Annotated in this window: 12 protein-coding genes; 10 read left to right on the top strand and 2 right to left on the bottom strand. The window is 70.1% G+C overall.

Annotated elements, in window-relative coordinates; genetic code table 11:
- Positions 1-23 precede the first annotated feature (23 nt).
- The 5 genes from yajC to relA all read left to right on the top strand — a co-directional run bounded on the left by yajC (position 24) and on the right by relA (position 6,810).
- Positions 24-524 (top strand): preprotein translocase subunit YajC, encoded by a 501-nt coding sequence (yajC, locus tag ACZ8ZB_RS06265; RefSeq protein ID WP_470736714.1) that lies wholly within the window; start codon positions 24-26, stop codon positions 522-524.
- Between the two features lie 132 nt (positions 525-656).
- Positions 657-2,429 carry a protein translocase subunit SecD gene (gene secD / locus ACZ8ZB_RS06260; protein ID WP_470736713.1) on the top strand — a complete coding sequence of 591 codons (1,773 nt, stop codon included), beginning with the start codon at positions 657-659 and terminating at the stop codon, positions 2,427-2,429.
- A 3-nt stretch (positions 2,430-2,432) separates the two neighbouring features.
- Complete coding sequence (secF, locus tag ACZ8ZB_RS06255) at positions 2,433-3,551, top strand: protein translocase subunit SecF (protein WP_470736712.1); 1,119 nt, start codon at positions 2,433-2,435, stop codon at positions 3,549-3,551.
- Positions 3,548-4,096, top strand: coding sequence for an adenine phosphoribosyltransferase (locus ACZ8ZB_RS06250; RefSeq protein WP_470736711.1), 549 nt, complete (start codon positions 3,548-3,550; stop codon positions 4,094-4,096). Before secF ends, ACZ8ZB_RS06250 begins: the two co-directional genes overlap by 4 nt.
- A gap of 194 nt (positions 4,097-4,290) precedes the next feature.
- Complete coding sequence (gene relA, locus ACZ8ZB_RS06245; RefSeq protein ID WP_470736710.1) at positions 4,291-6,810, top strand: GTP pyrophosphokinase; 2,520 nt, start codon at positions 4,291-4,293, stop codon at positions 6,808-6,810.
- Positions 6,811-6,886: 76 nt separating this feature from the next.
- Here relA and ACZ8ZB_RS06240 read toward each other — a convergent pair whose 3' ends face one another.
- The gene (locus ACZ8ZB_RS06240; RefSeq protein WP_470736709.1) at positions 6,887-8,116 is read right to left on the bottom strand and encodes a DUF349 domain-containing protein; all 1,230 of its coding nucleotides are present in this window, start codon (positions 8,114-8,116) and stop codon (positions 6,887-6,889) included.
- Between the two features lie 138 nt (positions 8,117-8,254).
- Positions 8,255-9,076 (bottom strand): peptidylprolyl isomerase, encoded by an 822-nt coding sequence (locus ACZ8ZB_RS06235; RefSeq protein ID WP_470736708.1) that lies wholly within the window; start codon positions 9,074-9,076, stop codon positions 8,255-8,257.
- Positions 9,077-9,259: 183 nt separating this feature from the next.
- On the opposite strand from ACZ8ZB_RS06235, the gene ACZ8ZB_RS06230 reads away from it, so the two are divergent.
- From ACZ8ZB_RS06230 to rpsD, 5 genes are all read left to right on the top strand, one after another.
- Positions 9,260-9,967 (top strand): MBL fold metallo-hydrolase, encoded by a 708-nt coding sequence (locus ACZ8ZB_RS06230; RefSeq protein WP_470736707.1) that lies wholly within the window; start codon positions 9,260-9,262, stop codon positions 9,965-9,967.
- A gap of 13 nt (positions 9,968-9,980) precedes the next feature.
- Positions 9,981-11,243, top strand: coding sequence for a histidine--tRNA ligase (hisS, locus tag ACZ8ZB_RS06225; protein ID WP_470736706.1), 1,263 nt, complete (start codon positions 9,981-9,983; stop codon positions 11,241-11,243).
- A gap of 260 nt (positions 11,244-11,503) precedes the next feature.
- Positions 11,504-12,172: a vitamin K epoxide reductase family protein gene (locus ACZ8ZB_RS06220; RefSeq protein WP_470736705.1), complete on the top strand. Its 669-nt coding sequence runs from the start codon at positions 11,504-11,506 to the stop codon at positions 12,170-12,172.
- A 43-nt stretch (positions 12,173-12,215) separates the two neighbouring features.
- Positions 12,216-13,571 (top strand): replication-associated recombination protein A, encoded by a 1,356-nt coding sequence (locus ACZ8ZB_RS06215; protein WP_470736704.1) that lies wholly within the window; start codon positions 12,216-12,218, stop codon positions 13,569-13,571.
- Between the two features lie 304 nt (positions 13,572-13,875).
- On the top strand, positions 13,876-14,490 hold the full coding sequence (gene rpsD, locus ACZ8ZB_RS06210) for a 30S ribosomal protein S4 (RefSeq protein ID WP_030867712.1): 615 nt from the start codon (positions 13,876-13,878) through the stop codon (positions 14,488-14,490).
- Positions 14,491-14,628 lie beyond the last annotated feature (138 nt).

Below are 14,628 nucleotides of genomic sequence, written 5' to 3'. Positions count from 1 at the left end.
TCGTGTGAAGGAAGTTCCGACCCGTGAGTCTCGTGACCCTCCTCCCGTTCATTGTGCTCATCGGGGCCATGTTCCTGATGACCCGGTCGGCCAAGAAGAAGCAGCAGCAGGCCATCGACATGCGGAACCAGATGCAGCCAGGTTCCGGCGTCCGCACCATCGGGGGCATGTACGCCACGGTCAAGGAGGTCAGTGAGGACACGGTCCTGCTCGACGCCGGCCCGGGTGTGGAGCTGCTGTTCGCCAAGAACTCGATCGGTGCCGTCCTGTCCGACGAGGAGTACAACCGCATCGTCCACGGCATCGAGCACGATCTGAAGTCCGACGCCGACGTCGTCCCCGACGACGCCTCCTCCCTCACCGAGACCGACGACTCCTCCGACGCTGCCGCCGCCTCCGACGACACGCCTGTCGACCTCGGCAAGAAGGACGCGGCCGACGAGCCGGCCGACGCCGACACCGCCGGCGAGGCGAAGGCGGACGCGCAGTCGAAGAAGTCCGACGGCGACTCCGACGCGAAGTAGTCGTGTGCCGGGGCGCGCGGGTACTGCCTGCGCGCCCCGGGGCATGCCCGACTCGCACAGGGTCCCGACACCATGTCATGGCCGCCCGCTCCCCGACCCGGAGCGAGGCGGCCCGAGAGGGAGTACGAGAAGGTGGCAGCACTCAAAAAGGGACAGAACGCGAGCGCCACAAGTAAGCCGTGGCGCTCGCTGGCTCTGATCCTGATCGCCATCGTGGCGCTCACCGGCGGCATGTTCGCATCCGGGCACACCACTCCGCGTCTCGGCATCGACCTGGCCGGCGGTACGAGCATCACGCTGGCGGCGGTCCCCGAGGCCGGCCAGGAGTCCGCGATCAACAAGACCAACATGGACACCGCGGTCTCCATCATGGAGCGGCGTGTCAACGGTCTGGGCGTCTCCGAGGCCGAGGTCCAGACGCAGGGCACCCGCAACATCATCGTCAACATTCCCAAGGGCACGAACTCCGAACAGGCCCGGGAACAGGTCGGCACCACCGCCAAGCTCTACTTCCGCCCCGTCGTCGCCACCGAACTCGCCGGTGGCGGCGCTGCTCCCGTGCCCAGCGCGACCGGCGACGGCTCGGAGCAGGACTCCGGCAAGGACAAGGCGACCGAGAAGGCCACGGAGAAGGCGACCGACGGCTCCTCCCCGTCGGCGAGCGCCACCACCCAGGGCCGTGCCGTCACCGACGCCCTGAAGGCCGACGAGACGCCGTCCGCCTCCCCGAGCGGCACGGCCGAGGAGGAGGCCAGCCCGTCCGCGCCCGCGACCGGCGGCACCTCCGGTGACGCCGACGGCAAGCTCCAGGCGCAGTACGCCGCGCTCGACTGCACCAAGGAGAGCGTCCGCGCCAAGGCCGGCGACGGTTCCAAGGCCACCGACTCGACCGTCGCCTGCGGCCAGAACTCGCAGGGCCAGTGGCAGAAGTACATCCTCGGCCCCGCCGCGGTCGACGGCACGGACGTCGACGAGGCCAGCGCCGTCCTGAACACCCAGACCGGTGCCGGCTGGGTCGTCACCATGGACTTCAGCGACAAGGGCGCCAAGAAGTTCGCCGACATCACCGGCCAGCTCGCCCAGAACCAGTCCCCGCAGAACCAGTTCGCCATCGTCCTGGACAACGAGGTCGTCTCCGACCCGTACGTCAGCCAGGCCCTGACCGGCGGCAACGCGGAGATCTCCGGCAACTTCACCCAGCAGTCGGCGCAGGAACTGGCCAACATGCTGTCCTACGGCGCCCTGCCGCTGACCTTCCGCGAGGACAGCGTCAACACCGTCACCGCCGCGCTCGGCGGTGAGCAGCTGAAGGCCGGTCTGATCGCCGGCGCCATCGGACTCGCCCTGGTCGTCCTCTACCTGCTGGTCTACTACCGCGGCCTGTCCTTCATCGCGATCCTCTCGCTGCTGGTCTCCGCCGCCCTCACCTACGTGATCATGTCGCTGCTCGGTCCGGCCATCGGCTTCGCGCTCAACCTCCCGGCCGTGTGCGGCGCCATCGTCGCGATCGGCATCACGGCGGACTCGTTCATCGTGTTCTTCGAACGGGTCCGGGACGAGATCCGCGAGGGCCGCACCCTGCGCCCCTCCGTGGAGCGGGCCTGGCCGCGCGCCCGGCGCACCATCCTGGTCTCCGACTTCGTGTCGTTCCTCGCCGCCGCGGTGCTCTTCGTCGTCACCGTCGGCAAGGTCCAGGGCTTCGCGTTCACGCTCGGTCTGACCACCGTGCTCGACGTCGTGGTGGTGTTCTTCTTCACCAAGCCGCTGCTCACGCTGATGGCCCGCCGGAAGTTCTTCGCGAGCGGCCACAAGTGGTCCGGCCTCGACCCGAAGGCACTGGGCGCGAAGCCGCCCCTGCGCCGTACCCGCCGTCCCTCCGCCCCTGCCCAGACGAAGGAGGCGTGAGAGATGTCGAAGCTCGGCACCCTCGGCGCCCGACTGCACCACGGCGAGGTCGGCTACGACTTCGTCAAGAACCGCAAGCTCTGGTACGGCGTCTCCATCCTGATCACCATCACGGCCATCCTCGGCCTGGCGGTGCGCGGCCTGCACATGGGCATCGAGTTCCAGGGCGGAGCGGCCTTCACCACCCCGAAGAACATGAGCGTCTCGGTCGCCCAGGCCGAGGAGTACGCGGAGGACGCCTCCGGCCACGACGCGATCGTCCAGCAGCTCGGCGACGGCAGCCTGCGCATCCAGGTCGCGGGCATCGACACCGGCGCGTCGGACAAGATCAAGGACACGCTCGCCGAGGACCTCGAGCTCGACAGCGAGCAGATCAACGCCGAACTGGTCGGTCCCAGCTGGGGCGAGCAGATCGCCAACAAGGCGTGGCAGGGCCTCGGCATCTTCATGTTCCTGGTCGTGATCTACCTGGCGATCGCCTTCGAGTGGCGCATGGCACTCGCCGCGTTCGTCGCCCTGATCCACGACATCACCATCACCGTCGGCATCTACGCCCTCGTCGGCTTCGAGGTCACGCCGGGCACGGTGATCGGTCTGCTGACCATCCTCGGTTACTCGCTGTACGACACGGTCGTCGTCTTCGACAGCCTCAAGGAACAGACCGCGGACATCACCAAGCAGACCCGCTGGACGTACAGCGAGATCGCCAACCGTTCCATCAACAGCACCCTGGTCCGTTCCATCAACACCACGGTGGTCGCGCTGCTTCCGGTGGCGGGCCTGCTGTTCATCGGCGGCGGTGTCCTCGGCGCCGGCATGCTGAACGACATCTCGCTGTCGCTGTTCGTCGGGCTCGCCGCCGGTGCGTACTCCTCGATCTTCATCGCCACCCCGCTCGTCGCCGACCTCAAGGAGCGCGAGCCGGCGATGAAGTCGCTGAAGAAGCGGGTCCTGGCCAAGCGCGCCCAGGGCACGGCCGCGGGCGAGACGCGGGAGACCCCGGTCACCGGCGGGGACCACGGCGACGAGTCCGAGGACGCCGCACCCGCGGTCGTCGGTCCGCGCGACCAGTCGGCCACCCGTGCCCGCGGCCGGGGCCGTCCCTCCGGGAAGCGCCGATGACCGAGCTCGCAGACATCTCGGCACTGCTGCTCAGCCGCATCCGGGACGTGGCGGACTACCCGGAGCCGGGCGTGATGTTCAAGGACATCACGCCGCTCCTGGCGGATCCCGCGGCGTTCGCCGCGCTCAGCGACGCCTTCGCCGACATCGCCCGTGCCACCGGCGCCACCAAGATCGTCGGCCTGGAGGCCCGCGGGTTCATTCTCGGCGCTCCGGTCGCCGTCCGCGCGGGTCTCGGCTTCATCCCCGTGCGCAAGGCGGGCAAGCTCCCCGGAGCCACCCTCAGCCAGGCCTACGACCTGGAGTACGGCTCCGCCGAGATCGAGGTGCACGCGGAGGACCTGACCGCCGCCGACCGCGTTCTGGTGGTCGACGACGTCCTCGCCACCGGCGGCACCGCCGAGGCGTCGGTCCAGCTCATCCGCAGGGCGGGCGCCGAGGTCGCGGGCCTGGCCGTACTGATGGAGCTCGGCTTCCTCGGCGGCCGTGCCCGGCTGGAACCGGCCCTGGCCGGCGCCCCGCTGGAGGCGCTGCTCACGGTCTGACCAGCGGCGACGCACGCGAACCCCATACGGGGAGCACCGCTCGGGCGGGCCCGGAGGAATCCGGCGCCCGCCTCGGGCGTTCCAGGAGCAGACCGTCCTCACATCCGCCCGCAGGCGATCCGCGGGCACGGGATCGCTACCATGGGGTTTCCGGAGCCTGACCGGGGGACCCGGATCGCGCACGAGGAGCCCTCTTGCCAGACGAGGCCCAGCACCTGACCGCCGCCAAGCCCGAGTCCGCCTCGGCGGCCACGGCCAAGCCCGCGCCGAGCGCGCCCCACGCGAAGAACGACGCGCGTGGGCCGGTCCAGCACGCCCAGTCCGCGTCGGCCGACAAGCCCGAGCAGCCGCGCCCCAAGCCGTCCCCTCCCGAGCGTTCCGCGCCCCCGGCCCGCCCCAACACCGGCCAGCCGCGCTCCGGCTCCTCCAACCGCGTCCGCGCCCGCCTCGCCCGGCTCGGCGTGCAGCGCGCGAACCCGTACAACCCGGTCCTCGAGCCGCTGCTGCGGATCGTCCGCAGCAACGACCCCAAGATCGAGAACGCCACGCTCCGCCAGATCGAGCGCGCCTACCAGGTCGCCGAGCGCTGGCACCGCGGCCAGAAGCGCAAGAGCGGCGACCCGTACATCACGCACCCGCTCGCCGTCACCACCATCCTCGCCGAGCTCGGCATGGACCCGGCCACGCTGATGGCCGGCCTGCTGCACGACACCGTCGAGGACACCGAGTACGGCCTGGAGGACCTGCGCCGCGACTTCGGCGACGTGGTCACCCTGCTCGTCGACGGCGTCACCAAGCTGGACAAGGTCAAGTTCGGCGAGGCCGCGCAGGCGGAGACCGTGCGCAAGATGGTCGTCGCCATGGCCAAGGACCCGCGCGTCCTGGTCATCAAGCTCGCCGACCGCCTGCACAACATGCGCACCATGCGCTACCTCAAGCGCGAGAAGCAGGAGAAGAAGGCGCGCGAGACCCTGGAGATCTACGCGCCGCTCGCCCACCGCCTGGGCATGAACACCATCAAGTGGGAGCTGGAGGACCTCGCCTTCGCGATCCTCTACCCCAAGATGTACGACGAGATCGTCCGCCTGGTCGCCGAGCGCGCGCCCAAGCGCGACGAGTACCTCGCCATCGTCACCGACGAGGTGCAGCAGGACCTGCGCGCCGCCCGCATCAAGGCCACCGTCACCGGCCGCCCCAAGCACTACTACAGCGTCTACCAGAAGATGATCGTCCGCGGCCGTGACTTCGCGGAGATCTACGACCTGGTGGGCATCCGCGTCCTCGTGGACACCGTCCGCGACTGCTACGCGGCCCTCGGCACGGTGCACGCGCGATGGAACCCGGTCCCCGGCCGGTTCAAGGACTACATCGCGATGCCCAAGTTCAACATGTACCAGTCGCTGCACACGACGGTCATCGGTCCCGGCGGCAAGCCCGTCGAACTGCAGATCCGCACCTTCGACATGCACCGCCGCGCCGAGTACGGCATCGCCGCGCACTGGAAGTACAAGCAGGAGGCCGTCGCCGGCGCCTCCAAGATCCGCACCGACGCCCCCAGGTCCTCAGGCAAGGACAAGGACGCCATCAACGACATGGCGTGGCTGCGGCAGCTCCTGGACTGGCAGAAGGAGACCGAGGACCCCGGCGAGTTCCTGGAGTCGCTGCGCTTCGACCTGTCCCGCAACGAGGTCTTCGTCTTCACCCCCAAGGGCGACGTCATAGCGCTGCCCGCCGGCGCCACCCCCGTGGACTTCGCGTACGCGGTCCACACCGAGGTCGGCCACCGCACCATAGGGGCGCGGGTCAACGGCCGCCTCGTACCGCTGGAGTCGACCCTCGACAACGGCGACCTGGTGGAGGTCTTCACCTCCAAGGCGGCCGGCGCCGGCCCCTCCCGCGACTGGCTCGGCTTCGTGAAGTCGCCGCGCGCCCGCAACAAGATCCGCGCCTGGTTCTCCAAGGAGCGCCGCGACGAGGCCATAGAGCAGGGCAAGGACTCCATCGTCCGCGCGATGCGCAAGCAGAACCTGCCGATCCAGCGCATCCTCACCGGCGACTCGCTGGTCACGCTGGCGCACGAGATGCGCTACTCGGACATCTCCGCGCTGTACGCGGCGATCGGCGAGGGCCACGTCTCGGCGCAGAACATCGTGCAGAAGCTCGTCCAGGCCCTCGGCGGCGAGGAGGCCGCCACCGAGGAGATCGACGAGTCGGTCCCGCCGGCCCGCGGCCGCAAACGCCGCTCCAGCGCCGACCCCGGTGTCGTCGTCAAGGGCGTCGAGGACGTCTGGGTGAAGCTGGCCCGCTGCTGTACGCCGGTGCCCGGTGACCCGATCATCGGATTCGTGACCCGGGGCAGCGGGGTGTCGGTGCACCGCAGCGACTGCGTCAACGTCGACTCGCTGTCCCGGGAGCCCGAGCGGATCCTCGACGTCGAGTGGGCGCCCACCCAGTCCTCGGTCTTCCTGGTCGCCATCCAGGTCGAGGCCCTCGACCGGTCCCGCCTGCTGTCGGACGTCACGCGCGTGCTCTCCGACCAGCACGTCAACATCCTCTCCGCGGCCGTCCAGACCTCCCGCGACCGTGTCGCCACCTCCCGCTTCACCTTCGAGATGGGCGACCCGAAGCACCTCGGCCACGTCCTGAAGGCCGTACGGGGCGTGGAGGGCGTCTACGACGTCTACCGGGTCACCTCGGCCCGCAACCGCACGTAGCGGACGACGGACGCACGAAGGAGGGGCTCCCGTACCTCGGGTACGGGAGCCCCTCCTTCGTGTGGCGTGCGAGGGATCAGCCGCCGAACTCCTGCAGGCCCTTCAGTGCCTGGTCCAGCAGGGCCTGGCGGCCCTCCAGCTCCCGCTCGAGCTTCTCCGCCTTGGCGGTGTTGCCCTGCGCGCGGGCCTGCTCGATCTGGCCCTTCAGCTTGTCCACGGCGGCCTGGAGCTGACCGGTCAGACCCGCGGCACGCGCGCGCGCCTCCGGGTTCGTCCGGCGCCACTCGGCCTCCTCGGCCTCCTGCAGAGCCCGCTCCACGGCCTGCATCCGGCCCTCGACCTTCGGGCGGGCGTCCCGCGGCACGTGGCCGATGGCCTCCCAGCGCTCGTTGATCCCGCGGAACGCGGCCCGCGCGGCCTTCAGATCCGTGATCGGCAGAAGCCTCTCGGCCTCCTCGGCCAGCTCCTCCTTGAGCTTGAGGTTCTCGGTCTGCTCCGCGTCCCGCTCGGCGAAGACCGAGCTGCGGGCGGCGAAGAAGACGTCCTGGGCGCCGCGGAAGCGGTTCCACAGATCGTCCTCGTGCTCGCGCTGGGCGCGGCCCGCGGCCTTCCACTCCGTCATCAGCTCGCGGTAGCGGGCGGCCGTCGTCCCCCAGTCTGTCGAGTTCGACAGCGACTCGGCCTCCGCGACCAGCCGCTCCTTGACCTGACGGGCCTCTTCGCGCTGCGCGTCCAGCTGCGCGAAGTGCTGCTTGCGCCGCTTGGAGAACGCCGACCGCGCGTGCGAGAACCGGTGCCACAGTTCGTCGTCCGACTTGCGGTCCAGCCGCGGCAGGCCCTTCCAGGTGTCCACCAGGGACCGCAGCCGCTCGCCGGCGGCCCGCCACTGGTCGGACTGCGCCAGCTCCTCCGCCTCGGCGACCAGCGCCTCCTTGGCGTGACGCGCCTCGTCGGTCTGCTTGGCCCGCTGTGCCTTGCGCTCCTCGCGGCGCGCCTCCACCAGCTCCACGAGCTTGTCCAGCCGGGCCCTGAGGGCGTCCAGGTCGCCGACCGCGTGGTGCGCGTCCACCTGCTCGCGCAGGTGCCCGATCGCGGTCTGGGCGTCCTTGGACGACAGGTCGGTGGTCTTCACCCGCTTCTCGAGGAGGCCGATCTCGACAACCAGGCCCTCGTACTTGCGCTCGAAGTAGGCCAGCGCCTCCTCGGGGGAGCCGGCCTGCCAGGAACCGACGACCTGCTCGCCGTCGGCCGTACGCACGTACACGGTCCCCGTCTCGTCGACGCGGCCCCACGGGTCGCTGCTCACAGCGCCTCCTCCACATGATGCCGTCGAGGGGGCCTCGAAGCTCCCCCGGGCATCGTCCACAGTTTCGTCACGGCCAACATAGGCGACCGACGGGATGCCTGTCCGCATCCCGCGCGACCGAAATTTCGCAGTTGGGGGTCAGGATTTGGTGACGGTCGCCTTGTCGATCACGACCGTCGCGTTGGGCGCCCCGTCGCCCGCCCCGGTGCTCTCCCCGGCGTCGGCGATCTTCTTCAGCACCTTCATGCCGGCGTCCGAGACGGTGCCGAACGGGGTGTAGCTGGGCGGAAGCTGGCTGTCCTGGTAGACCAGGAAGAACTGGCTGCCGCCACTGTCCTTCTGCCCGGTGTTGGCCATCGCGACCGTGCCCGCCGGGTAGGTGTTGTCCTTCAGGCTTTCGTCCTTCAGGTTCTCGTCCGGGATCGTGTAGCCGGGACCGCCGGTGCCGGTGCCCGTCGGGTCGCCGCACTGCAGCACGTAGATGCCGTTCGTGGTGAGCCGGTGGCACCTGCTGTGGTCGAAGTAGCCCTTCTTCGCCAGGAAGTCGAACGAGTTGACCGTGTGCGGGGCCGCCGACGCCTTCAGCGCCACGTCGATCTCGCCGCAGGTCGTGTCCAGCTTCAGGGTGTACTTCGCCGACTTGTCGACGGCGAGCGCCGGCTCCTTCTTCCAGGTCTCCGACTTGACCTTGCCCTCGGCGGGCTTGTCGCACGGGTCTGGAGCCTTGCTGGTCGGTGCGGCGCTCGGCGTGACCTCCGCGTTCGCGTTGGTCTTGTCGTCGTCCTGCTCGAACGCCCCGGTCGTGTACAGCGCGCCGCCGCCCACGAGGACCACGCCGAGCACGGACGCGATCACCGAGTTGCGCATCCGCGACTTCCGCCGCGCTTCGGTGCGCCGCTGCTGCTGCCGCAAGAACTTCTCCCGGGCGAGCTGACGCCGCCGCTGCTCCTGGCTGACCACCGGATTCTCTCCTCATGCGTCTCGTGTGCCGGCCGGTACGCGTGCGTGCGTGCGGTGAGCCGACCGCCTGCGTGTGCCCCGTACCGTATATGGGTTCGCTGAGGAATCGGCAGCGCCGGTAGGCTCTGACCACGGGCGCAGCCCCGTCGCAAGCCTCCCGTACCGACACAACGAAGGACGATCGTGCTCATTGCCGGGTTCCCCGCCGGGGCCTGGGGGACGAACTGTTATCTCGTCGCCCCCGCCGCCGGTGAGGAGTGCGTGATCATCGACCCCGGCCACCGGGCCGCCGACGGCGTCGCGGAGGCGGTCCGCAAGCACCGGCTCAAGCCCGTCGCCGTCGTCCTCACCCACGGCCACATCGACCACGTCGCCTCGGTCGTCCCCGTGTGCGGGGCGCACGACGTGCCGGCCTGGATCCACCCCGAGGACCGGTACATGATGAGCGACCCCGAGAAGGGCATCGGCCGCACCATCGGCATGCCGCTGATGGGCGAGCTGACCGTCGGGGAGCCGGACGAGATCCGTGAACTGGCCGACGGCACGAAGCTGGAGCTGGCGGGCCTGGAACTGACGGTCGCGCACGCGCCGGGCCATACCAAGGGGTCGGTGACCTTCGGCCTGCCCGAGGCGGCGGACATCCCGCCGGTCCTCTTCTCGGGCGACCTGCTGTTCGCCGGCTCCATCGGACGCACCGACTTCCCCGGTGGCTCCATGGACGACATGCTCGAGTCCCTGGCCCGCGTGGTCCTGCCGCTCGACGACGCCACCGTGGTGCTGCCCGGTCACAACGAGTACACGACCATCGGCCAGGAGCGCGCCACCAACCCGTATCTGCGGCAGGTCGCGGCCGGCCAGGGAGCCGATCAGGCCCCCCGACGAGGAATGTGACGAGAGAACTCCCGTGAGCACCTTCAAGGCCCCCAAGGGCACGTACGACCTGATCCCGCCGGACAGCGCCAAGTACCTCGCCGTCCGCGAGGCCATCGCCGCCCCGCTGCGGGGCTCCGGTTACGGCTACATCGAGACGCCCGGCTTCGAGAACGTCGAACTGTTCGCGCGCGGTGTCGGTGAGTCCACCGACATCGTGACCAAGGAGATGTACGCCTTCGAGACCAAGGGCGGCGACCGGCTCGCCCTGCGCCCCGAGGGCACCGCCTCCGTGCTGCGCGCCGCCCTGGAGGCCAACCTGCACAAGGCGGGCAACCTCCCGGTCAAACTCTGGTACTCGGGCTCCTACTACCGCTACGAGCGCCCCCAGAAGGGCCGCTACCGCCACTTCTCCCAGGTCGGCGCCGAGGCGATCGGCGCGGAGGACCCGGCGCTGGACGCCGAGCTGATCATCCTCGCCGACCAGGCGTACCGCTCGCTGGGCCTGCGCGGCTTCCGCATCCTGCTCAACAGCCTGGGCGACCAGGAGTGCCGCCCGGTGTACCGGGCGGCGCTGCAGGACTTCCTGCGCGGTCTCGACCTGGACGAGGACACGCTGCGCCGCGCGGAGATCAACCCGCTGCGCGTCCTGGACGACAAGCGGGAGTCGGTGCAGGAGCAGCTGACCGGCGCGCCCCTGCTGCGTGACTTCCTCTGCGACGCCTGCAAGGCCTACCACGAGGAGGTCCGGGAGCTGATCACGGCGGCGGGCGTCTCCTTCGAGGACGACCCCAAGCTGGTGCGCGGCCTGGACTACTACACGCGCACCACCTTCGAGTTCGTCCACGACGGTCTCGGCTCCCAGTCCGCGGTGGGCGGCGGCGGCCGCTACGACGGCCTGTCCGAGATGATCGGCGGTCCCGCGCTGCCGTCCGTCGGCTGGGCCCTGGGCGTCGACCGCACGGTGCTGGCCCTGGAGGCGGAGGGCGTCGAACTCGAACTCCCCGCCACCACCAGCGTGTTCGCCGTCCCGCTCGGCGAGGAGGCCCGCCGGGTGCTGTTCGCCAAGGTCACCGAGCTGCGCAAGAACGGCGTGGCCGCGGACTTCTCCTACGGCGGCAAGGGCCTCAAGGCCGCGATGAAGGCTGCCAACCGATCGGGCGCCCGCTATGCCCTGGTGCTGGGCGAACGCGACCTCGCCGAGGGCGTCGTCCAGCTCAAGGACATGGAGTCCGGCGAGCAGACGGCGGTCGGCGTCAACGAGATCGTGGCGGAGCTGGAGTCACGGCTCGGCTGACCCCCGTACCGACGCAGGCGCCGGATGCCCGCGCAGGGCGCCGGCGCCTCCGTCGTCAACGCGTACGGGCGGTTTCGCCCGACCGGATGATCCGGAGTGGAGCGCAGACACGGCCGCCCCGGGGACACCGGCCGAAAACCCACGCCCACGGGCGCGCACCGGTACGTCCTCACGCCCGCTCGACGGCGAACCACGGCTCCGTACGGCACAATGGCCCCTGCCCGAAGCAGGTCCACACTCCCAGTGACGGAATCGGCGTGATGAGCAAGACGACAGTCAGGGACGTCGACATGGAGCCCGAGCCCTCGGCCGCACCGCGGCGCACCGCCTCCGTGCCGCGCACGGAGGGCGCGAGCCGGGCGTTCGCCCTGCTCCTGGTGATCACCGGAGCCGCCGGCGTGCTCGCCGCGTGGGTGATCACGCTCGACAAGTTCAAGCTGCTCGAGGCCAAGGTCAAGGGCGAGACGTTCGTCCCCGGGTGCAGCCTCAACCCCGTCGTCTCCTGCGGCAGCGTCATGGAGAGCGACCAGGCCTCCGTCTTCGGCTTCCCCAACCCGATGCTCGGCCTCGTCACCTACGGCATCGTCGTCTGCGTCGGCATGAGCCTGCTCGCCGGCGCCCGCTTCCCGCGCTGGTACTGGCTCACCCTCAACGCCGGCACACTCTTCGGCACCGTCTTCTGCGCCTGGCTGATGTTCCAGTCCCTGTACCGGATCAACGCCCTGTGCCTGTGGTGCTGCCTGGCCTGGGTCGCCACGATCATCATGTTCTGGTACGTGACGTCGTTCAACGTCCGCCAGGGCTTCCTGCCCGCCCCGGGCTGGCTGAGGGGCTTCTTCGGCGAGTTCACCTGGGTCATGCCGGTCCTGCACATCGGCATCATCGGCATGCTGATCCTGACCCGCTGGTGGGAGTTCTGGACCAGCTGACCGCCCGCTCCGGGCTGTCGGCGCGGTGCTTTAGGGTTTCAGCGTGGAGCCCGACCTGTTCACCGCCGCAGCAGAAGAACGCCAGGAGAAGGACCCGACCGGCAGCCCCCTGGCGGTCCGGATGCGCCCGCGCACCCTCGACGAGGTGGTGGGCCAGCAGCACCTGCTGAAGCCGGGCTCCCCCCTGCGCAGACTGGTCGGCGAAAGCGCCTCGGGTCCCGCGGGGCCCTCCTCGGTCATCCTCTGGGGCCCGCCCGGCACCGGCAAGACGACCCTGGCCTACGTCGTCTCCAAGGCCACCAACAAGCGCTTCGTCGAACTCTCGGCGATCACCGCGGGCGTCAAGGAGGTCCGCTCGGTCATCGACGGCGCCCGCCGCGCCTCCGGCGGGTACGGCCAGGAGACCGTCCTCTTCCTCGACGAGATCCACCGCTTCAGCAAGGCCCAGCAGGACTCCCTGCTCCCGGCCGTGGAGAACCGCTGGGTCACCCTGATCGCCGCGACCACCGAGAACCCCTACTTCTCGGTCATCTCCCCGCTGCTCTCCCGGTCCCTGCTGCTCACCCTCGAACCGCTCACCGACGACGACGTCCGGGACCTGCTGAAGCGCGCCCTCACCGACGAACGGGGCCTGAAGAGCGCCGTCACGCTCCCCGAGGACGCCGAGGACCACCTCCTGCGCATCGCGGGCGGCGACGCCCGCCGCGCGCTGACCGCCCTGGAGGCCGCCGCCGGGGCCGCGCTGGACAAGGGCGAGGCGGAGATCACCCTGGCCACGCTGGAGGAGACGGTCGACCGGGCCGCGGTGAAGTACGACCGCGACGGCGACCAGCACTACGACGTCGCCAGTGCCCTGATCAAGTCCATCCGCGGCTCCGACGTGGACGCCGCCCTGCACTACCTGGCCCGCATGATCGAGGCCGGCGAGGACCCCCGCTTCATCGCCCGCCGACTGATGATCTCCGCAAGCGAGGACATCGGCCTCGCCGACCCGAACGCGCTGCCGATCGCCGTCGCCGCCGCCCAGGCCGTCGCCATGATCGGCTTCCCCGAGGCCGCCCTCACCCTCAGCCACGCCACCATCGCCCTCGCCCTCGCGCCCAAGTCCAACGCCGCCACCACGGCGATCGGCGCCGCGCTGGACGACGTGCGCAAGGGACTGGCCGGGCCGGTGCCGCCCCATCTGCGGGACGGCCACTACAAGGGCGCGACGAAGCTGGGGCACGGGAAGGGATACACCTACCCGCACGACCTGCCCGAGGGCATCGCCGCACAGCAGTACGCGCCGGACGCCCTGAAGGACCGCACGTACTACGAACCCACCCGGCACGGCGCGGAGGCACGGTACGCGGACGCGGTGGAGTGGACCAGGAAGCACCTCGGTCGGAAGCGGTCCTGACCACCCTGTAGACTCTGCCGGAGTGCTGAGTCCCGTGTCCGGCTCCGGTCGGCGCCTCAGGCGGGACACCCAGCCGGATCCTTCGATCCAGGAGCGTCGCGCACCGTCGTAGGTGTCGCGGGCAGCCCACCACCCTCCCCGTCAGTCCGGGGACCGGTCGGTGGGCCGTTCGTGTGCTGCACGTATGTGCCCAGTTCAGGGGAGCGGCTGCCCACCAGGCCCCTCGCGGGCCCGATGGGAATTCCCCTGCTGCGGATGCGACCTCCCGTAACCCTGAGGCAGCCGAAAAGGAAAAGGAAGAGAAGTGGCGAACCAGTCCCGCCCCAAGGTCAAGAAGTCGCGTGCCCTCGGCATCGCGCTGACCCCGAAGGCCGTCAAGTACTTCGAGGCCCGCCCCTACCCGCCGGGCGAGCACGGCCGTGGCCGCAAGCAGAACTCGGACTACAAGGTCCGTCTGCTGGAGAAGCAGCGTCTGCGCGCGCAGTACGACATCTCCGAGCGTCAGCTCGTCCGCGCCTACGAGCGTGCCTCCAAGGTGCAGGGCAAGACGGGTGAGGCCCTGATCATCGAGCTCGAGCGCCGTCTCGACGCGCTGGTCCTGCGTTCGGGCATCGCCCGCACGATCTACCAGGCCCGCCAGATGGTCGTCCACGGTCACATCCAGGTCAACGGCAAGAAGGTCGACAAGCCCTCCTTCCGTGTCCGCCCGGACGACGTCGTGCAGGTCCGCGACCGCAGCAAGGAGAAGACCCTCTTCACGATCGCCCGTGAAGGCGGCTTCGCCCCCGACGGTGAGACCCCGCGCTACCTCCAGGTGAACCTCAAGTCCCTGGCGTTCCGCCTGGACCGTGAGCCGAACCGCAAGGAGATCCCGGTGATCTGCGACGAGCAGCTCGTCGTCGAGTACTACGCCCGCTGACCCCAGCAGGCACGCGGTATCCCGAGCCCGCCGTCATCCCGCCCCTCCAGGTGGGGGACGGCGGGCTCGACTTGCTCCGTGCCGCTTCCTGCCGCGACTCCACCGGTGGCGGACGGTAATCCGGTACGGAGTCCCGTC

It is taken from the genome of Streptomyces sp. 12E, assembly GCF_055633275.1.
Note: the sequence above shows the minus strand (reverse complement) of the source record. Positions and strands in the feature narration are given on the sequence as shown.